We start from the raw sequence: 20,965 nt of genomic DNA, 5'->3' as shown, positions 1-20,965 counted from the left end.
ATAACGAAAGAACCTCATGAAATTTTCCCGCAAATGGTTGTTGGTACTGGGTGCAATCGCCCTGTTCCTGTTGCTGTCCACCGAAAAGCTCATCACGTTTTACATCGATCTCGTCTGGTTCGACAAATACGGACTGCTGTCCGTCATCTGGACCATCCTCGGATCGCAATTCGGCTTCGGGTTTCTGTTCGGCGGCCTGTTTCTGGCCGTGACCTTCGGCATCCTGCGGCGCGTGTACCAGAAGACCTCGCACCTGCCGGTGATCCTGGCCGACCAGACCCGGCGCGACATGCCGTTTCTGGAAATGGTGGCCGACAACCTGAAACCGCTGGTGCTGCTGCTGCCGTTGGTGTTCAGCGTGTTCATCGGCCTCATTGCGGCGGAACGCTGGGACGTGACGCTGAAATTCCTCAATCACGTCAAATTCGGCGAAGCCGATCCCATTTTCCATAAAGACTATTCCTTTTATCTTTTCACGCTGCCCTTTCTGGAGATGGTGAAAGGCTGGCTGTGGGCGGGGCTGGCATTGATCGGTTTCGGCGTCTCGCTCATTTACTTTTTCAAACAATATATTTTCCTGTCGCCGAAGGGCTTCGCCACCCTGCCGGAAGCGCGCCGGACGCTGTCGTGGCTGGCCGCCTTTGCGTTCCTGAACCTAGCCTTCGACATGTACCTGCGTCGCTACGGGTTGCTGATCCAGTCCGATTCGCAGGTGGTGGCGGGCATCAGTTATATCGACGACTGGGGCCGCCTCCCGGCGTACAACCTGCTCATCGCTCTGTCTTTCTTCGGCACGGCGCTCAGCATCCTCAACATCAACCGGGAAAACCTGCGCCGCATCTTCATCTGGGCCGGCGCGGTGGTCGTGATCTATGCCGTCGGCAACGTGTATCCCGGCCTGTTGACGCGGTTCGTCGTCGCCCCCAACGAACTGGAAAAAGAAACGCCGTACATCGAGCACACCATCGCCGGCACCAACCGCGGTTTCGATTTGAAAGACGTGGAAGAAAACGTGCTCACCGGCGCCAACACGCTGGACGCCGAAGCCGTCCGCAAAAACGACCTGACCATCGAGAACATCCGGTTGTGGGACCAGGCCCCCCTGCTGGACACACTGGGCCAGATTCAGGAGATCCGCACCTACTACCAGTTTAAATCGGTGGATAATGACCGTTACATCGTGGACGGCAAATACCAGCAGACCCTGCTGTCGCCGCGCGAGCTGGATTCCACCAGCCTGCCCAACCGCACGTGGATCAACGAGCACCTGACCTTCACCCACGGCTACGGCCTTTCGTTGAGCCCCGTTAACCAGATGACGCCCGAAGGACTGCCCGTTCTTCATATCAAGGACATTCCGCCGCAGTCTTCGATCAACCTGCAGGTCACACAGCCGGAAATCTATTACGGAGAGATGACGGAGGACTACGTATTCGTCAACACCGGCACCGAGGAGTTCGACTACCCCAAAGGCGAAAAGAACGTTTACAAAAACTATGAAGGCAAGGGCGGCATTGCGGTCAACTCCTTCCTGCGCAAAGTGATGCTGGCGACCCGTTTCAAAACCACCAAGATCCTGTTCTCGAATGACATCGTCAACGACAGCCATGTGCTGATGTACCGCAACATCACCGAACGCGTGCAAACGGTCGCGCCGTTTCTCAAGCTGGACCGGGACCCGTACCTGGTGATCACCGAAGACGGCCGGTTAAAGTGGCTCTACGACGCCTACACCACGAGCGACAAGTTTCCCTACTCGCAGTCGATCCGCGATCCGGAAGTGATCCGCGGCGTCGCCAATTACATCCGCAATTCCGTCAAGATCGTCATCGACGCCTACGACGGCGACATGACCTTTTACATCACGGAACCGGACGACCCCATCATCGCCACTTACGCAAAGCTGTTCCCGGTCATGTTCGAGCCTCTGGAGAAAATGCCGGACGATCTGCGCAAGCACATCCGCTACCCGGCGGACCTGTTCGCCATCCAGGCGTTCGTGTACGGCACCTATCACATGGAAACGCCGCAGGTGTTCTACAACAAGGAAGACCAGTGGCAGATTCCCGTGATCGACGGCACGCTGATGCAGCCCTACTACACCATCATGAAACTGCCGAATAAGGACAAGGAAGAGTACATCCTGATGCTGCCCTTCACCCCGCGCAACAAGGAAAACCTGTCGGCGTGGATGGTGGCGCGCAGTGACGGCGCGGACTACGGCAAGATGGCGGCGTACACGTTCCCGAAGCAGAAGCTGGTGTACGGGCCGTCGCAGGTCGTGGCGCGCATCAACCAGGACGCGGTGATCTCCCGCCAGATTTCATTGTGGGATCAGCGTGGGTCCAACGTCATCCAGGGCAACCTGCTGGTCATCCCCCTGGATGAATCGTTGATCTACGTGCGCCCGCTGTACCTGAAGGCGGAAGGGGGCAAGATTCCAGAACTGAAACGCGTGATCGTGAGCTATCTCGACCAGGTCGCCATGGAACCCACTCTCCAGCAGGCCCTGGCGAAAATTTTTCCGGGCCTCAGCACCCAGGATCTGCCGGATACGATCATCGGCGAAAGCGGTGAGAAAAAAGATGTGACGGCCCGCGCCAAGGTCGAGGCCAAAACCGGGACCGGGACCGAGCAAACCCTGACGGCCCCCACGGGCAGTATCCTGCTCAAGAAGTCGGACTACCTGAAGATCAAGGAACACTATCAGCGCGCCCTGCGCTCGCAGGACCTTCTTGACAATGCGTTTTCGGGCTACAAGGAAGACCTGAAAGACCTGGGAGAGATTCTGGAAAACGCGGACGTGGTGGAACAGCCTGTCGTGAAGAAAGAGAAGGAAGGGACGCCGCCCGCCGCGGAATAAAACTAAAACGCCCGCTGCGGGTTCACGCCTCCGGCGTTTCGCTGCCGAACAGTTGCAGTTGTATGGGTTGGTGACCGCGCCCGTCGATGTCCACCGGGTAATTGCCGTCGAAACATGCCGAGCAGAACTTGCCCTTGTCCTCGCCCATGACTTCCAGCATGTCCTCCATGTGCAGGTACTCCAGTGTGTCGGCGGTGATGAACCTACGCGTTTCTTCCAGGTTGTGCCGCGACGCGATCAATTCTTCACGGTTGGGTGTGTCGATGCCATAAAAGCAGGGGAACAACGTGGGCGGCGAACTGATGCGCACGTGCACTTCTTTCGCGCCCGCCTCGCGCACCATCTTCACGATCTTGCGGCTGGTGGTTCCGCGCACGATGGAATCGTCGATGATGATGACACGCTTGCCGTCGATCAATTCCTTGACCGCATTCAGCTTGACCTTCACGCCGAAGTGCCGGATCGGCGACTGCGGTTCGATGAACGTGCGCCCGACGTAGTGGTTGCGGATGAGCGCCATCTCGAAGGCGATGCCGGATTCCTCCGAATAGCCGAGCGCCGACAGGTTGCCGGAGTCAGGCACCGGCACCACGATGTCGGCCTCCACCGGCGATTGCCGCGCCAGCGCCTTGCCCATGCGCTTGCGCACCGAATACGTGTACTCGCCGAAAATCCGGCTGTCCGGCCGCGCAAAATAAATGTGTTCGAAAATGCAGCGCCGCGTCTCCTGCTTGCGGAACGGGAAGAACGACTGCAATCCCTGTTCATTGATGAGCAGGACTTCCCCCGGCTCCACCTCACGCAGGTATTCGGCCTCGATGAGGTCCATCACGCAGGATTCCGACGCCACCACGTACGCACCGTCGAGTTGCCCCAGGCACAGCGGCCGGAACCCGTGCGGGTCGCGCGCCACCACAATTTCATGTTCCGTCATCAACGCCAGCGAATACGCGCCCTGCACCGCAGACAGGGCTTCGATGACGCGATCAACGAACGAGTCGCCGTGGCTGTGCGCGATGAGGTGGACGATCACTTCACTGTCGTTGGTCGATTGAAAAATGGCCCCGGCTTCCACCAGCACTTCGCGGATTTCGTCGGCGTTGACGAGGTTGCCGTTGTGCGCCAGCGCCAGCGATCCCTTGGCGTAGTTGATGACACAAGGCTGGGCGTTGACGATCTGGCTCTCGCCTGCGGTGGAATAACGGTTGTGGCCGACGGACATGTTGCCGGGCAGTTTTTTGATGCGTTGCGAGGTGAAGATGTCCGCCACCAGGCCCATGCCCAGTTCGACGTACATCTTGCCGCGGTCGCTGGTGGCGATGCCGGCGCTTTCCTGCCCCCGGTGCTGCAGCGCGTACAACCCCAGGTAAGCGAGGTTCGCCGCTTCGGCGTGACCGTACACGGCGACGACGCCGCACTCATCGTGAAATTTGTCGTTAGCGGGAAACTCGATTGGCATAATGGCTCAAAGAATGTTTCCAGATGCCGGCCAGCACATCCAGGTCCTGTTGAATGTACGGTTCGCCGTTGATGTTCACGTGGAATCCCGAGCCGCCGACGGTGCCGAGGGTCTGAAACTCGACCCCCGCCTGACGCGCGCCGGCTTCCAATGCCTCCAGCCGGGATTCCTCAAATGAAACGACGATGCGCGATTGCGATTCCCCAAAGGCCACGGCGTCGGGACGCAGCGTGGTTTCCAACTCCACCGCCGCGCCCAAGGGCTCCGGACCCGAGAAGCAGGATTCCGCCAGCGCCACCGCCAGCCCGCCTTCCGAACAATCATGCGCGGAAGCGATGAGGCCGTTGCGGATCCAGCCCAGGCACAGCTGCTGGACGTCCATCTCTTCTTTGGGATTCAATACAGGAGGTTTGCCCTGGCACCGATCGAACATCAATTTCAGGTATTCGCTGCCGCCCAGTTCTTCCAACGTCAGGCCCAACACGCCGATGCGGTGCCCCGGCTGTTTGAACCACTGGGTCATGTGCCGGGACCGATCCTCCAGCAAGCCCACCACCGCCACGGTGGGTGTGGGAAATATCGCTTCGCCTTTAGTTTCATTATAGAGACTGACATTCCCACTGACCACAGGAATGTTGAAAAACCGGCAGAAATCGCCCAGACCGCGCACGGCCTGCTCGAACTGCCACATGATTTCGGGGTTCTCCGGGTTGCCGAAGTTGAGGCAGTTGGTCACGCCGACCGGCTCCGCGCCGGAGCAAACGAGATTGCGGCAACTCTCGGCCACGGCAATCTGCGCTCCCTGAAACGGGTCGAGGTAGCAATACCGGCTGTTGCAGTCCACAGAGATGGCGAGAGCCTTTTCCGAATCCGGGATGCGCAGCACGGCGGCGTCCGATCCCGGCAAAACCAGCGTGTTGAGACCCACCATGTGGTCGTATTGATCGAACACACATTCCTTGCTGGCGATCGTCGGGCTGGCCAACAGTTTTTTGAGCGCGTCGTCGCCGCGTCCGAGGACTTCGATTTCATGCAGGTTCAGATGCTGGGCGGTTTCGAGGTATTTCGGTTTGCGCGTCGGGCGGTGCGTCTCCGTCGCGCCGTGCACCACCACTTCGATGGGCAGAGCCACCACTTCCTCGCCGTGCGAACGGATGCGCATATGACGGTCGTCGGTGACGCGGCCGATGACGGCGGCGTCGAGATCCCACTTGCGGAAAATCGCCAGCGCTTCCTCCTCGTGACCGCTTTCGATGACGAACACCATGCGCTCCTGCGATTCGGAGAGCATGATCTCGTAGGCATTCATGCCAGTTTCGCGCACCGGCACGGCATCGAGGTCCAAAGACACACCGCTGTCGGCGCGTTCCGCCATTTCGAACGCCGATGAGGTCAGTCCCGCCGCGCCCATGTCCTGCACGCCCACCACCCAGTCTTTCTGCATGATCTCCAGACAGGCTTCGAGCAGCAGTTTTTCCATGAAGGGATCACCCACCTGCACCGTCGGGCGTTTTTCCTCAGTCGAGTCGTCGAACTCCGCCGACGACATGACCGCGCCGTGGATGCCGTCGCGTCCGGTTTTCGAACCGACGTACACAATGGCGTTGCCGACGCCGGAGGCGTTGCCCAGAAAAATTTTATCGGCCCGTGCCAGCCCCAGGCAGAACACGTTGACCAGGATGTTGCCGTCGTAACAGTCATCGAAATAAATGTCGCCGCCAACGGTCGGCACACCGATGCAGTTGCCATACCCGGCGATGCCCTTCACCACACCGTTGAACAGGTAACGCATTTTCGGACTGTCGGGGTTGCCGAAGCGCAGCGAGTTGAGCAGCGCGATGGGGCGCGCGCCCATGGTGAAGATGTCGCGCAGGATGCCGCCGACGCCCGTCGCCGCGCCCTGATACGGTTCGATAAACGACGGGTGATTGTGGCTTTCGATCTTGAACACCGCCGCCAGCCCGTCGCCGATATCGACCACGCCCGCGTTCTCGCCCGGGCCCTGCAACACGCGCGGACCCTCGGTGGGCAGGGTTTTCAGATGCGGCTTGGAGCTTTTGTAACTGCAATGCTCGCTCCACATGGCGGAGAAGATGCCGAGCTCGGCGAGATTCGGTTTGCGTCCGAGCAGGTCGCAGATGCGCTGGTACTCGGCTTTGGTCAGTCCGTGCTGGGCCACCTGTTCGGCGGTGATGGGCGGCGGCGCACTCATGCCTGCACCCTCGTTTTGTGGAACAGCGAATCGAACAGTTTTTGCCCGTCGGTCTGGGGCCAGACGGGATCGGCGCAGCGTTCCGGGTGCGGCATCATGCCCAGCACGTTGCCCGCCTCATTGATGAGGCCCGCCACGTTGGCGAGCGAGCCGTTCGGGTTGGCCTCCTCGGAAACGTTACCCTGCACATCGCAGTAGCGGAACACGATGCGGCCCGTGTCTTCCAGTTGCTGCAGGGTGCCGGCATCGGCGTAATAACTGCCCTGGGCGTGGGCGATGGGGATATTCAACACCTCGCCGGGTTCGCAGGCGCGGGTGAAGGCGGTGCCTGCATTTTCGACTTTCAGGTGCACGTAGCGGCACATGTATTTCTGCGTGTGATTGTCGAGCAGGGCGCCCGGCAAGAGCCCCGCCTCGACCAGAATCTGGAAGCCGTTGCAGATGCCCCACAACAGGCCGCCCCGGTTGGCATGATCGACCACGGCTTTCATGATCGGCGAAAACCGCGCAATCGAGCCGGCGCGCAGGTAATCGCCATAGGAAAACCCGCCGGGCAGCACGACCAGGTCGAAGCCGTCCAGCGACGTGTCCTTGTGCCAGATCCAGTGCGTGTCCGCGCCATAGACGTTTTTCAGGATATGGAAACAGTCGCGGTCGCAATTGGACCCGGGAAATGTGACGACGCCGCACTTCATTGTGAAATCACCAGACGGTTAATTGGCAGGTTCCAGGGTGAACCGGTAGGATTCAATGACGGTGTTGGCCAGCAATTTCTCGCACATGTCGCGCACGCGGGCTTCGGCTTCGGCCTGTTCGACGGCATCCAGTTCGATTTCCATGTAGCGGCCGAGGTGGACATCGCGCACCTCCGCGTAACCGAGGTCGTTCAAGGCATGGTGCACCGCCTTGCCCTGCGGATCGAGGACGCCTTGTTTCAGGGTGACGTGAATTTTTGCGAGCATGGATTGGGTTGTTCGGGGTCATGCCCCGCTGCGTGATGATGACAGGAAGAATCGAAAAACGCTGCAAACGGGCATCTTGCAGAACGCCCCAACGGCCTTGGATTCGCGGCAAGATTAGCACAGAACCCGGCGGAATTCATCCGCCTTTTATGCGTCTTGAAGTGGCAAAAGGTAAGCGCTGGTATTTCATAATTTTGCCGGTCCTTCATTTTGCAACTTTATTTGCCCAGCCGGATTTGCTATTTTGCTTGCCATGAAGAATCGCTGGAACGATAAAGAGGCGCAGGCGGCCATCGACCGCTGGGCGGACGTCAACGAGGACATCGCGTTGCGCGTGTACACGTCGCGGCTGATCGGCGCGGACACGGAGCTGGTGCTGCACGGCGGCGGCAACACCTCGGTCAAATCGCGTGTCAAAGACCGCTTCGGCGAGGATATCGACGTGCTGTTCGTCAAGGGCAGCGGCTGGGACCTGGACACCCTGGAACCGCCGGGCCTGCCGGGGGTCAAACTCGACGCCATCCAGAAACTGCGCAAGCTCGACGGCCTGTCCGACGAGGCCATGGTCAACGACCAGAGGACGAACCTGCTCGACGCCTCGGCGCCGAATCCCTCGGTCGAGACCCTGTTGCACGCGTTTTTGCCGCACAAGTTCATCGACCATTCCCACGCCGACGCCATCCTGGTGATCGCCAACCAGCCGGACTCGGTCGAAATCTGCAAGGAACTTTACGGCGACGAACTGGGCGTGGTCGATTACATCATGCCGGGGTTCGATCTGGCCAAGGCGGCGGCGGAAGCCTACGAGAACGACCCGAAGGTGAAGGGACTGGTGCTCATCAACCACGGCCTGTTCACCTTCGCCAAGACGGCGAAGGAAAGCTACGATTACCACATCGACGCGGTGACGAAGGCGGAAGAGTACATCGCCAAACAGAAAACCAAGCCGCTCACGCCGCAGACGCTGTCGATCGGTTCCAAAAGCCCGGATGAAATCTTCCGCCGCATCGCCCCGGCCCTGCGCGGCCTCTACCAGCAGGAAACGGGAGCGGCGTGGCTGCTGCATCACCGGCAAAGCGATGCCGCCTACCAGTTTGCAACGAGCGAAGAGGCCGCCGAATGGTCGCAGATCGGCACCGCCACGCCGGACCACGTCATCCGCACCAAGCAGAAACCCTTATTGCTGAACCTGAAGAATCTCGACGACACGGATGCCTTGTGGACGGAACTGCAGGACGCGGTGAATCGGTATAAGGACGCCTACCACGCCTACTTCACGATGAACTGCGAGGCCAAGGGCATCGAGAGAAAAGAACTCGATCGCCTGCCGCGCGTCCTGCTGGTGGCGGGACTGGGGCTGGTGACCCTCGGCAAGAACGCAAAAGAGACGCGCATCGCCGCCGACATTTACGAACACACCATCGACATCATCCACAAGGCGTTCAACGTCGGCGCCTACCAGCCGCTGCCCGACTTCGACCTGTTCGACATGGAATACTGGTCGCTGGAGCAGGCGAAACTGGGCAAGGCCAAGCCGCCCGTGCTGAACGGCAAGGTGGTGTACGTCACCGGCGCCGCCTCCGGCATCGGCCGCGCCACGGCAGAGGTGTTCGCCGAGCAGGGCGCGAACGTGTTCATGACCGACATCAACGCCACTCAACTGGCCGAAGCCGCCGACGCGATCAAAAAAGCGACGAAGGCGAATCTGTTGGCGCGGGTGGTGGACGTGACCGATGAAAAAGCCGTGCGCGAATCGTTCGAGCAGGTGGTGCAGCATTTCGGCGGCCTCGACATGCTGATCTCCAATGCCGGCAACGCCGTGCAGGGTCCGATCGGCGAGGTGGACAGCGCAACTTTGAGGCAGAGTTTCGAACTCAATTTCTTCGCCCACCAGTCTTTGGCGTCGCAGGCGGTGCGCCTGTTCAAAACGCAACGCAGCGGTGGCGTGCTCTTGTTCAACGCGTCGAAAGCGGCGTTCAATCCGGGCAAAAATTTCGGACCCTACGCCCTGCCCAAGGCGGGAGTGGTGGCGCTCACCAAGCAGTACGCGCTCGATTACGGCGCCGACGGCATCCGTTCCAACGCGGTCAACGCCGACCGCATCCGCACCGGCATCTTCCCGCCGGAGTTCGTGAAGGAACGCGCCGCCGCACGTGGCCTGAGCGCCGACGAATACTTCCAGGACAACCTCTTGAAGCGCGAAGTGACCGGACGCGACGTGGCCGAGGCCTTCCTCGATCTCGCCCTCGCCGAAAAAACCACCGGCAGCATCGTCACCGTCGATGGCGGCAACATCGCCGCCTCCCCGCGCTGACGTTTCCTTACCTTCTTTTATTCTTAAATTAAATGCGCCAGCCGTGCGCGTGGTACAGCTTCATGAGTGCGGGCAGCAGCGTGACCGAGGTGATCAGGCAACTGCCGACGCCGAGGCTCAGCACCTGGCCGACGCTGTACACGCCCTGGTGCTCCGCCACCATGAGGCTGCCGAACCCGATGATGGTGGTGAGCGACGTCAGCACCACGGACATGCCGGTGCTTTTGGAGATGACGTTGCCGCCCTGCTCCGGCGTCTCCCGGTAACGGTGCACGATGTGCACGCCGTCCACCACGCCGATGCCGAGGATGAGCGGCAGGATGACGAGGTTGGCCATGTTGAAGTTCACGCCGAACAGGTCCATCAAGCCCAGTGTCAGCACCGCGCCCGCCAGCGTCGGCACCAGCACCAGCATCGTCGTGTTCAGGTTGCGCAGCGACACCAGCAGGTAGGTGAAGATGGCGAGCAGGGCGAAGATGCCGCCGCGGATGTAGCCGTCGATCATCAACCGGCTCGACTCGTACATGTGCACGGCGTTGCCGGTGACGTGGGGATCGATACGCCGCATCTCGCCCAGAAAGGTTTCCATCTCTTCGCGTTCCCAGATGTTGATCGACGGATACACCAGCGTCAGGTAGCGCCCGTCGTCACTGACAAACCGTTTCTTCAGATCGCGTGGCAGGTCGTCGAGCTCGACCGGCGAGGGGTGCGCCGAGGCTTTGAGATCGGCGATGCGGTCGCGGTAATCCACAAACAGCGTCTGCGAAAACGCGGAGAGGCGTTCGATCGCGGTGGAGGCGTCGGTCTTCTCGAGGTCCTGCTGAAAGCGCGCCACCCATTGGGACGCTTCGGCCACGGTATCCGTCGGGCCGTTCTTTTCTTTCCGGCGCAGTTTGAAACGGATTTTTTTCATCGTCGCCGCCACCGCTTCCAATGAAAACGTCTCGTCGGTGGAGGCAACCCGGTAATCATCAATTTCCGGCGCGTAGTCCGCGATCAATTTGATTTTTTCCGGCTGGTCTTGCGGCACCGCCTCGAACAGGCTTTCCACCTTGCCGACGCTGGTCATCGTTTTCAACTGTTCGTATTTGCTCCGCGCCGCGTCGCGGCTGTTGGAGATGAACGCCGCGTTCCACGATGCGCGCTGGGCGTGCTCCAGAATTTTCATTTCGTACCGCACCGCTTCGATGCCCGGCGCCTGCATGTTCAGCAGGTTGTAATCGAAGCGCAGCGACTGCGACACCCAGCCCGACGCCAACAGCACCGCCAGCGATGCGAAGATGATGACATAATGATGCGCGTAGAACCGTTCCAGTAAATTTTCGCGCAGGTCCACGTACGAGCGCTTCACGTACTTCGGTTTCAGCCAGCGTTCCTCCAGGGTGATGCAGGCGGGCAACACCAGCACCATGGCGACGAAGCACAGCAGGATGCCGCCGGCGGCGATGACCCCCAGCTCGGCAATGCCGATGAAATCGGTGAACGCCATGGCGCCGAAAGCGATGGCGGTGGTGATGGCCCCGGCGAGGTTACCGCGTCCGGTTTTCTGCAAGGTCTCGCGCATGGCGTTGAAGGCATCCAGGCCGTTGCGCCGTTCCTCGCGGTAGCGTCCGAGAATGTGGATGCCGAAATCGATGCCGAGGCCGATGAGGATGGTGGTGAACACCACCGACATGATATTGAGATGCCCCACCGACAGCGTCGTGTAGCCCATGGACCAGGCCAGGCCCAACACCAGGCTGAACACGGCGAGGAGGGGTTTGCGCACTTCGCGGTAACACAGGACAAACAGAATGGAGACGCCGATCAGCGCCAGTTCCGACGCCTTCTGCGCGTCGGTCATGGTGGTGTGCATTTCATCGGAGGCGATCACTTCGCCGCCCGTCAGCCCCACCTGCACCTGGGGAAACTGCGGTTTCAGTTTCTCGATCATGCGGCGAATGAGTTCGATTGAATTTTTTGACCCGGCAAAGTCGCCTGCGGTCTCCACCGGGTTGAGCAGCACGAACAGAAGACGACCGTCGCCGGACACGAGGTACCCGTCCTCCTGCAAGGCGTTTTCCTCCTCGTGCAAAAACGCACTCCACGGCGAACGGTACTCCGCGTCGGCAGCGTTGAGGTGCGCCGCCATCTGTTTCACCAGCGCGATGAGCATGTTGAGGTCGGCGGTATCGTCCTTCTCCGCTTCGCCGGCGGTGCCGAGGAAATCGGTCATCAGCGACCCCACCATGCCGGCGCTGATTTCCCGGTTGATGCTTTCGAGCAGGGTGTTGAGTCCGGGTGAGCGGTTGACGCGCGCCAGAAAATCGTGGTGCGACTCCAGCTTGTCGCCGAGTTCACGGATCTCGCCGGGGTCGAGATAGAGCAGCGCCTTGTCGCGGAAATAGTCCGTATCCACCTTGTAATAGATTTCGGAAAACAGTTCCTGCCGGGTTTGCAACTGCGTCACCAGGGCTTCGGCGAAGCCGCGCATCGGCCGCGGCCGGTCGCCTTCGACGACCACGATCATGCCGTCGAAATCCTCGAAAGACTTGCGGTAGTCCTGAAACAACTGGTGGAATTGCTGTGACGGGGAAATGAGGTCCTGGCGGCTGGTGTTGAAGGTCAGGTGCTGCGCCGTGACCCAGACGCTCAGGCCGGCCAGCAGCAGCGCCACCGCCAGCACCGCCAGCGGATGGTGGTGGGCCAGCACTTCGAGGCGGTCGAACATCCGATCGACAACGCCCTGGCCGGAGCGGGTGGCGCTTGGAGTGTTTCCGGGATGCCTGTCGGTCATAGTCACCGGGGGTTGATGGGGAACGGGCACAACGGGAACCCGCCCGTAACACGGAAAGAAAGGAAATTATAAGCCATCCCGTGCCGCAGGAAAAGTTCTGCGCGCCTCAAATCGTACTAAAAAGAGAAACCGATGGTGAAGACGTGGGCGTTCAGGCCGACGTTCGGCTCCTTGATGTCGGAGTTGGAGAGGTGCCAGAAATGGTAATTGAAGCTGACGGCCCGGCCGTTTTCGAAAAAGTATTCGATGCCGCCGCCGGTGTTCAAAATGAATTCGAAGGCCGTGCTGATTTCTTGGGCCGCATGCTGAAAATCGCCGACCGAAACGCCCGTTCCCCCAAAAACAAAAGGCACCCAACGCCGGTGCGGGTTGAGGAATTTGTATTCCAGTTGAAGCGGCACGAAGCCGATGACAACGTTGGGCGCGTCGCCGGTTTTGCGGTTGTTGATTTCCGGGTTGGTGACACCGGCCACCACGCCGCCCTCCACCACCCAGTAAAGCGCCCCCCGGTAAGCGCCTTCGCCCACGACGCCGGTCAGGTTGAATTTATAGTTCGGGAAAAAATAAATGAATTCAATATCGGTGCGGTCGCCCAGCGAGGGAGGCGGAGGCGGCAGGTCAAAGGTGAGGCCGTACCCGATCTGGAATCCCCACAGGGTTTGGCCCTGCTTGAACTGGTCCATGAAACCGGGGATCTCGGGATCTTCCGACTTGCCTAAAACCACCTTGGAGAAATAATTGAGCGGCTTTTGGGTCTGGGCATGGCGGGACTCCCCGTCCATCACCGGGGTTTGAGAAAACTCAGTGGAGAAGTGCGCGGTCCCCGCCGCCACCACCGGACCGGATGCCAACACCCAGCCCATAAGCACAAATGTCCACAGGAAATTGAGAACCTTATTCATCACAAATCACTGGAAAGGGGGGTTGAAAAAGATGCGATTCTACCACACAGAGGCTGCAACAAGGCGTATTTAAACACTTTTTAGTCGCATTCCCAGCCAATCCTTACATTCAAAGTGGCTGGGCGCCACCCTTCCCCGCCACGCCGGCCACCGGTTCCGCATCCCACCGCGGGCTTTTCATGAATTTCCACAAGACTCCCCGCTAACCGGTTTCCATTCCCGGTCAAGGATGCTAGAATCGGGTGGCTTGCGCCGAATTTGCCACCATTTCGACGCATTCACCTGTTTCCGGCAACCGGAAATGAGAAAAAAAACGGGTTGGAGTGGACTCCGGACCGGGAAATGTTGAAACGTTTCCCGTTTGGCCAGCATCTTAAATTTCAAAGGGTCGAGACGCCCTTTAGGATGGAGATGCCGGGTTCGAATCCGGAGGAAATTTCCTCTTCGCACACATCCTGAGGGTGTCAACGCATGCCGACGCAAGAAGAAAAAGAGCAGGACGATCTCCTGGTCCGGGACATGAAAGCGGGCAGTCACGATGCGTTCGAAAAGATCGTCGAATCGTATCAGCGCAAGATTTACGCACTCGCTTTCAATATGACCCGCAACCAGATGGACGCGCAGGATGTCACCCAGGAAGTCCTGCTCAGCATATACAAAAAGATCGACACGTTTCAGGGCAAATCCGCTTTTTCCAGTTGGGTTTACCGGATCACCCTGAACGCGACGTATATGAAGCTCCGCAACAAGAAGAAGGAACAGTATGTGCCTCTGGACGACATTCTGCCTTCTTTCAATGGAACGGGATTTCAGACTGAAAAGTTGATGGACTGGTCGGACGCGACCGACTCGCTTCTGTTTTCGAACGAGACGCGCGAGATCATCGGCAAGGCCGTCGATCAACTGCCGGAAAAGGAAAAGGTGGTGTTCATCCTGCGGGATGTGGAAGGCCTCTCCACCGAGAAAGTGAGTGAGATTCTGGACCTGACCATCGCCGCGGTGAAGTCGCGGTTGCACCGGGCGCGTCTTTTTTTAAGAAAAAAACTGTCTCACTATTTCGAAGAATACCAAGCGCAGGGGGACAAGAAGAAATGATCTGCTGTAAAGAATGCATCGATTTGCTGTACGACTATCTGGAAGGGGCCTTGAGTGAAGAAACGGCCACCTCCCTCGAAGAGCATTTTCAGGATTGCCCGCCCTGCATCTCTTTTCTGAACACCTACAAATCCACCAGCCACCTGTGCCGGGAAACCATGGGCAAAATCGAAATCCCGGAAGTGGTGCAAGTCAAACTCAGGGAATTCGTCAAGGAAAACACCTCAAAAGCCTAGGCGGCGCCTGCCTTCCGGTCGCTGTTATGGCTCCCGCCTTGATAAAACGGTCATTGAAAAACCACGGGTATTGATTTAGTATTTAAATGTAATCTCTAACATTTCCACACCAATCGTTTTATCTTAACGACGCTTGACGAGGCCTTTCCCAATGGTTGAAATGAAAGTAGATGGACTGACCCTGGATCCCTTGACGAATATGCCCATCATCATTCTCAAGGATCTGGAAGGGAACCGCGCCTTGCCGATCTGGGTTGGGTTTTTCGAGGCCAATGCCATCGCTCTCGAAATCGAAAAAATTTCCACCCCGCGCCCCATGACCCACGATCTGATGAAAAACCTGATCGGCAACATGAAAGCGGAGATCAACCACATCCTCGTCAGCGAACTCAAGGACAACACCTTTTACGCCGTCATCTCCATGATGCACGGCGGCAGCACGTTGAACATCGACTCCCGCCCGAGCGACGCCATCGCCTTGGCGCTGCGCACCAAGTCTCCCATCTTCGTCAACGAAGAAGTCATTGAGGCCGCCAAAAGTCTCGACCTTCCCGACACCAGCAAGACGTCACCGGAAGACAAGGACCAGTGGAAGAAGTGGCTGGACAACATCAAGCCGCAGGACTTCGGCAACCTCTGATTCCCATTGCATCCCGTGGCATGATCTTCCCGGCACAATGAAAACTTGCGCCGAAACGGGAAAGTTCTATATGATGCCGTAGGGATGCATACCGGTGAACCCCGGTGACCTCGCCCCCGAAAGGACTCCCTGTGGACACCATCAAATCCATCGGCATTTACTGCAAACAAAAACCCCAGATCAGCCAGGAAGTGTTGCAGGAACTGGTGGATTGGCTGCGTCAGCGCAACTACCGGGTCTTCATGCCCGCGGACACGGCGGTCATCATTCAGGAATCCCCCTGCGGCAGCAACGCAGACATCCCGGCCAAAAGCGATCTGCTGATCGTGCTCGGCGGCGACGGCACCCTGCTCAGCGTAGCGCGCCTGACCGAAAACCACGGCGTTCCCATTCTCGCGGTGAACCTGGGCAGCCTCGGTTTCCTGACGGAAGTGGCGCTGCCGGAATTGTACGCCACACTCGAAAACGTGCTCAAAGGCAAGTCGGCCATCGAGAACCGCATGCTGCTGCGCACGCAACTCAAGCGCAACGGCGAAACGCTGCGCACCGATGTCTCGCTCAACGACGTGGTCATCGACAAACGCGACGCGCGCATCGTCAACCTGGAAGTGCACGTCAACGACCAGTACATGACGTCCTACCGTGCTGACGGATTGATCATCGCCACGCCCACCGGCTCCACCGCCTATTCCCTGTCGGCGGGCGGGCCCATCATTCACCCCAGCATGAACGCGCTGTTGTTGTGTCCCATTTGTCCGTTCACCCTGACCAACCGCCCCATCGTGATTCCCGATCAGGCGATGATTCAGGTACGATTGATCACCGAGGAAAAAGTCCAGATTACGCTGGATGGCCAGCTCGGTTACGAAATGACCCACGAAGAAACGCTCGAAGTGCAACGCGGTCCCAATCCGGTCCACCTGATCCAGGCGCCGGGCAAAAATTATTACCAGATTCTGCGCCAGAAACTGCACTGGGGCCGGCCGGCAGAAGACCGAAAAACCTGAAGCCGTCCGGACCGTCTCCCGGAACCTCCATCGCTCTCATGCCCAAACCCATTGCCAACCAATGCATCGTCGCCTGCGGACGCACCGTTGATATCGGCACGCCGGTGGTGTTGTGGAATCAGCCCGGCGGGTACCGCTGCCCGCACCCGCGCGGACGCAGCGGTTGCCATCAACATGATCCGGAATGGAACGACGCGCCGACGCACCCCTTCGACACATATCAAATCGCCAATACCGAACATGCTCTTGAAGAACTGAAGCAGGCCGTGCATCAACTGATCCTGCATTACGACGTGTGTTACACCTCGCATCATTGCCATGACGTGTTGCAGCAAAGCGCGGCCATGGGCAGTCATTTTTACCTGGACCTCGACGGCACTCTTTACCAGACCTGTGACCTGTACTGGAAAACCAACACCGCCCCCGCCGACGACGGCAAAGGCAACGAGCGTTCGATCCATGTCGAAATGGCCAACCTGTCGTGGCAGGCCCGCGCCGAGGAATCCGATCTCTACCACGCCAAACAGGACCTGTATGTGCGCCACGGCAAACGCTGGCGGTTGCAGTTGCCGGACGCCTACCGCAACACGCTGCGCACGCCCGGCTTCCACGCCCATCCCGCCCGCGCGCATGGGGAACGGGGTTACTTCAGCCGGCGCATCAACGGCCGCATCGTGCGCATGTGGGATTTCACTGAGGAACAGTACCAGGCGTTGATCCGCCTGTGCATCGGCGTCCATGAACTGTTCGACGGCCATTTCCCGCTCAAGGTGCCGCTCGACAAAAACACCGGCCGCACGCCGCTCGACCGTTTGCGCAACTTCGCCAGCTTCCGCGGCATCCTCGGCCACGCCCACGTGCAGGCCGGGACCGCCCCCGGCGTCAAATGCAAATACGATCCCGGTTCCGCCTTCGACTGGGGGCGCCTCCGGCGGGCGTTTGAGGCGTATCGGCGCAATGCGTCCTGACGCACGTCTTCCGGGGAAAAAATTTGACCTCCCCCGGCCTTTGAGGGTAGGGTTTGAATCAAATCCCATCTTCGTTCCCGGAACACGCTCGCCCGCAAAAACGCGGGGGCCCGTGCGGGAACGCTCCGCGACGGGAGACCGCTTCATACCAAAAGGACTCGATACCCATGAAAACTGGAATATTCAGAGACGAATTGCCCGGCGAGCGCAAAAGCATCATCAACCTGCTCATGACCGGATACATGGTGGTGATCGCCATCCTCGGCTACATGGCGTTTTACCTCAACGTCCAGATGAGCCAGGTCGAGCGCCTGCTCACCGGCATCGACCCGGTCAGCATGAGCGCGGAAGAGTTCACCGTCCTGAAACAATACCTCATCCGCACCACCGACCGGCTGGCCAATGAGTCCATCTGGATCGCGGTGATCGGCGCCGTGTTTTCCGTGGTGGCGGCGGGTTACACCTACAGCCTCATCATCCGCCCCTTGCGCAAACTGATTTTCTACACCGAAACCGGCAAGGGCGAGCTTCCCGAAATCAAAAACAACAACGAAATCAAACAACTGATGACGGCGATTCTGGTGAAGGAGGAGGCCAGGCAGGCGGGTGCGGAATCTTCCGTGGAAAGCCCCCGCACCCAGTGAGGGCGGAACGCGGCAATCAGGTACCGGCGAGGTCTTCGGTCATGCGTTCCAGCTTGTCGGTGAAACTGAACACATCACTTTCTTTCATCCCGATTTCCCCCAGCAGTTGCAGGTACTGGAAATAGCCCAGCTTTTCCTTCAACTGCTGAAACGCGCGACCGATGGCGCGGCGATTGTCTTCCAGCGGGATCAATGCGGTGCAGAACGTTTCCGGCGTCAGCCCATCGAGGTGCGTATCCTGAAAGGTGTCCGCCGTTCCCGACTGGTACCGGTTGTTCGCCGGGTTCGTGCGCTCGGCCTGCTCCTGTTTCAGGTAATGCACGCATTTTTCGCGCAGGATGAGTCCCTTCTCCCAGGGTTCGGCCTGCCCCCAGCGCAAACGTTCAGCCAGCAACCCGGTTAGCTGACGGGTGTAACGGATAGTGCCGATCGCCTTGGCATGTCCTTCCAGCCTCGCTTCACGCGCTTTTTCCATCACAGCCTTGCGTTCGCGTTCCTGCTCAATGCGGAACTTCGGGTCCTGTTTGTACTGCTTCTGCCACCGCTCATAGCGTTCGAGGTACAACGCTTTCGGATCGATCTCATCGAGAGCCTGAAATTGCCGGTAAGCTTCGATGAGATGCAACGACTTGAACTCCCCCACCGCTTCCTGGTAGCGGAACGCATCTTTGTTTTTCAGCGACTGGAAATACGGTTGCAGGTAAAAATAGCCCATCACCGCAAATCCGATCAACACCAGCGAGACGTAAAAAGACCCGATGATCATCCGCTCAAGCAGATGCACCGAGAATTGGATTTTGGGGAGCTTGAATTTGAATCGGGTCCAGTCCATAAGTACCTCCGGCACGCCTGCATACCAGTATGCCTGCATACCGGTATGCTTGCATGCCAGCTTGCGCGCCGCACCCACAGCGTATCCCAAAACGCCGCAGACCGTCCCGGCCGAAATCGCTGGGATGCGTTAAAGGTTGATTTTCAATTCTTTACGGAAAAAGGGCGGGAAAAGTTGAATGAAAAACGCAACGGGAGGGCGAGCCGGAGGCAACCGGCTCAGTGGCGGAAGTGACGGATGCCGGTGAACACCATGGCGATGCCGTGCTCGTCGGCGGCTTCGATGACTTCCTTGTCGCGGATGGAGCCGCCGGGTTGGATGATGGCGCGGACACCGCTTTTGGCAGCGGCGTCGATGGAATCGCGGAACGGGAAAAAGGCGTCCGAGGCCATCACGCAGCCGTCCACCGGCTTGTTGGCTTTTTCGATGGCCAGCCGGGCCGAATCGACGCGGCTCATCTGTCCGGCGCCGATGCCCACGGTTTCGGTATCGCGGGCGTAAATGATGGCATTCGATTTGACGTGCTTGGCCACGGTCCAGGCAAACTCCAGCGCCCGCAGCGTGGCTTCATCCGGTTGCTTTTTGGTGACGGTTTTCAGCGTCGCCCGGTCGAGGGTGATGTCGTCGGCATTCTGCACCAACAGACCGCCGCCGATGCGTTTCAGATCGATGCGTTGCTTGCCGGCATTGACCGTAGCGGTCGGCATTTCCATGACGCGGACGTTTTTCTTGGCAGCGAACAGCGACAGCGCTTCCGGCTCGTAACCGGGAGCGATGATCACCTCGACGAAGCCCTTCAACACCTCTTCCGCCGTCTGCGCCGTGACCACGCGGTTGAAGCCGATCACCCCGCCGAACGCGGAAACGGGATCGGTCTCCCGGGCCTGCACAAACACATCAAGCTGATGGTCGCCGCTGGCGACGCCGCAGGGGTTGGTGTGCTTGATGATGACGACTGCCGGGACCTCGAACTCGATCGCGCATTCCCACGCCGCGTTCATATCGATGAAATTGTTGAACGACAGTTCCTTGCCCTGCAACTGGTGCGCCTGCACCACATCCGTTTCCAGAGTCTGGTATTCGCGGTACAGCGCCGCCGCCTGGTGCGGGTTCTCACCGTAACGCAGGTCCTGCACCTTGAGGAACGTCTGCTGATAAGTCGGCGGGAAACTATCCGGTCCCTCGATCTGCCCGGACAGGTACCGGTTGATGGCCGCATCGTAACGCGCCGTCAGCGCAAACGCGTCGCGGCTCAGGCGTTGACGCGTCTCCAGCGTCACCGCGCCCTGGTGATTGGCCATTTCCGCCAGCACCACGTTGTAATCGTCGGGATTCACCACCACCGCCACGTCGTTATAATTCTTGGCGGAAGAGCGCACCATCGTGGGGCCGCCGATGTCGATGTTCTCAATGGCGTCGGCAAGCGTGCAGTCGTCGCGCGCAATGGTGGCTTCAAACGGGTAGAGGTTGATGACAACCAGGTCGATGGGCTCGATGCCGTGCGTTTCCATCGCTTCCATATGCTCGGGGTCGTCGCGCCGTCCCAGGATGCCGCCATGCACGCGCGGGTGCAGGGTTTTGATGCGGCCGCCCATCATTTCCGGAAACTCCGTGTAGTCGGAAATCGGGGTCACGGTGATGCCGTTTTCTTCCAACAGGCGGGCGGTGCCGCCGGTGGAGAGGATTTCGACACCGCGCTCACTCAACTGCTTGGCAAAATCGACGATATCCGTCTTGTCGGAGACGCTGATCAACGCCCGTTTGATAGCTCGCATGGGTTGGGTCAGACTCGATATTTCTTCTTGGTGGGCGATTTCTGCACCAGGATGTCCGGCGTCAGCATCTGGATGCCTTTGAGCATCCACACCGGGAAGGAACCGTAGGATTCCATCATGCCCGGATCTTCCTTTTTCGGGTCCAAATGCCCGGCTTCCTCTTCCAGAAACTCGGGTTTCGGACGGATCACCTGCGGTTTCGGCGGTGGTGTGTCGATAATGATCTTGCTGTCTTTGTTTTCGTTGCCTTCTGCCATAACGACCTCTTTACGATGAACCA

Annotated in this window: 17 protein-coding genes; 8 read left to right on the top strand and 9 right to left on the bottom strand. The window is 59.1% G+C overall.

The window, feature by feature from the left end:
* The first annotated feature begins 16 nt into the window (after positions 1-16).
* Positions 17-2,863 (top strand): UPF0182 family membrane protein, encoded by a 2,847-nt coding sequence (locus QML71_RS02390; protein ID WP_282010301.1) that lies wholly within the window; start codon positions 17-19, stop codon positions 2,861-2,863.
* Positions 2,864-2,885: 22 nt separating this feature from the next.
* Here the strand turns inward: QML71_RS02390 and purF are convergent, their stop codons facing one another.
* Genes purF through purS form a run of 4 tightly spaced genes read right to left on the bottom strand, consistent with a single transcriptional unit; the run spans position 2,886 to position 7,496 of the window.
* A complete protein-coding gene (purF, locus tag QML71_RS02385; RefSeq protein WP_282010300.1) occupies positions 2,886-4,322 on the bottom strand; it encodes an amidophosphoribosyltransferase in 1,437 nt (478 codons plus the stop codon).
* A complete protein-coding gene (gene purL, locus QML71_RS02380; protein ID WP_282010299.1) occupies positions 4,300-6,534 on the bottom strand; it encodes a phosphoribosylformylglycinamidine synthase subunit PurL in 2,235 nt (744 codons plus the stop codon). The genes purF and purL overlap by 23 nt, the downstream gene beginning before the upstream one ends.
* Entirely contained in the window at positions 6,531-7,229 is a 699-nt protein-coding gene (gene purQ / locus QML71_RS02375; RefSeq protein ID WP_282010298.1) for a phosphoribosylformylglycinamidine synthase subunit PurQ, read from the bottom strand. The genes purL and purQ overlap by 4 nt, the downstream gene beginning before the upstream one ends.
* 18 nt (positions 7,230-7,247) lie before the next feature.
* On the bottom strand, positions 7,248-7,496 hold the full coding sequence (gene purS, locus QML71_RS02370) for a phosphoribosylformylglycinamidine synthase subunit PurS (protein WP_282010297.1): 249 nt from the start codon (positions 7,494-7,496) through the stop codon (positions 7,248-7,250).
* Between the two features lie 253 nt (positions 7,497-7,749).
* On the opposite strand from purS, the gene QML71_RS02365 reads away from it, so the two are divergent.
* Positions 7,750-9,810: a bifunctional aldolase/short-chain dehydrogenase gene (locus tag QML71_RS02365; RefSeq protein ID WP_282012570.1), complete on the top strand. Its 2,061-nt coding sequence runs from the start codon at positions 7,750-7,752 to the stop codon at positions 9,808-9,810.
* 28 nt (positions 9,811-9,838) lie between these two features.
* On the opposite strand, the gene QML71_RS02360 is transcribed toward QML71_RS02365, so the two are convergent.
* Both QML71_RS02360 and QML71_RS02355 read right to left on the bottom strand, forming a co-directional pair.
* Positions 9,839-12,586 (bottom strand): MMPL family transporter, encoded by a 2,748-nt coding sequence (locus tag QML71_RS02360; protein WP_282010296.1) that lies wholly within the window; start codon positions 12,584-12,586, stop codon positions 9,839-9,841.
* A gap of 116 nt (positions 12,587-12,702) precedes the next feature.
* Entirely contained in the window at positions 12,703-13,488 is a 786-nt protein-coding gene (locus QML71_RS02355) for an acyloxyacyl hydrolase (RefSeq protein ID WP_282010295.1), read from the bottom strand.
* Between the two features lie 471 nt (positions 13,489-13,959).
* Between QML71_RS02355 and QML71_RS02350 the strand changes: the two genes are divergently transcribed.
* From QML71_RS02350 to QML71_RS02325, 6 genes are all read left to right on the top strand, one after another.
* On the top strand, positions 13,960-14,583 hold the full coding sequence (locus tag QML71_RS02350; protein ID WP_282010294.1) for an RNA polymerase sigma factor: 624 nt from the start codon (positions 13,960-13,962) through the stop codon (positions 14,581-14,583).
* Complete coding sequence (locus tag QML71_RS02345) at positions 14,580-14,819, top strand: anti-sigma factor family protein (protein ID WP_282010293.1); 240 nt, start codon at positions 14,580-14,582, stop codon at positions 14,817-14,819. Before QML71_RS02350 ends, QML71_RS02345 begins: the two co-directional genes overlap by 4 nt.
* A gap of 151 nt (positions 14,820-14,970) precedes the next feature.
* Positions 14,971-15,459, top strand: coding sequence for a bifunctional nuclease family protein (locus tag QML71_RS02340; protein ID WP_345742310.1), 489 nt, complete (start codon positions 14,971-14,973; stop codon positions 15,457-15,459).
* A 131-nt stretch (positions 15,460-15,590) separates the two neighbouring features.
* Positions 15,591-16,466, top strand: a complete 876-nt coding sequence (locus QML71_RS02335) for an NAD(+)/NADH kinase (protein ID WP_282010291.1) — start codon at positions 15,591-15,593, stop codon at positions 16,464-16,466.
* A 38-nt stretch (positions 16,467-16,504) separates the two neighbouring features.
* On the top strand, positions 16,505-17,434 hold the full coding sequence (locus QML71_RS02330; RefSeq protein WP_282010290.1) for a peptidoglycan recognition protein family protein: 930 nt from the start codon (positions 16,505-16,507) through the stop codon (positions 17,432-17,434).
* Positions 17,435-17,601: 167 nt separating this feature from the next.
* Complete coding sequence (locus QML71_RS02325) at positions 17,602-18,078, top strand: hypothetical protein (protein ID WP_282010289.1); 477 nt, start codon at positions 17,602-17,604, stop codon at positions 18,076-18,078.
* A gap of 16 nt (positions 18,079-18,094) precedes the next feature.
* On the opposite strand, the gene QML71_RS02320 is transcribed toward QML71_RS02325, so the two are convergent.
* From QML71_RS02320 to QML71_RS02310, 3 genes are all read right to left on the bottom strand, one after another.
* The gene (locus QML71_RS02320) at positions 18,095-18,910 is read right to left on the bottom strand and encodes a hypothetical protein (protein WP_282010288.1); all 816 of its coding nucleotides are present in this window, start codon (positions 18,908-18,910) and stop codon (positions 18,095-18,097) included.
* Between the two features lie 218 nt (positions 18,911-19,128).
* Positions 19,129-20,685 (bottom strand): bifunctional phosphoribosylaminoimidazolecarboxamide formyltransferase/IMP cyclohydrolase, encoded by a 1,557-nt coding sequence (purH, locus tag QML71_RS02315; protein WP_282010287.1) that lies wholly within the window; start codon positions 20,683-20,685, stop codon positions 19,129-19,131.
* Between the two features lie 8 nt (positions 20,686-20,693).
* Positions 20,694-20,942, bottom strand: coding sequence for a hypothetical protein (locus tag QML71_RS02310; protein ID WP_282010286.1), 249 nt, complete (start codon positions 20,940-20,942; stop codon positions 20,694-20,696).
* Positions 20,943-20,965: the final 23 nt, after the last annotated feature.

Origin of the sequence: Nitrospina watsonii, assembly GCF_946900835.1 — a bacterium.
GTDB lineage: Bacteria > Nitrospinota > Nitrospinia > Nitrospinales > Nitrospinaceae > Nitrospina > Nitrospina watsonii.
Note: the sequence above shows the minus strand (reverse complement) of the source record. Positions and strands in the feature narration are given on the sequence as shown.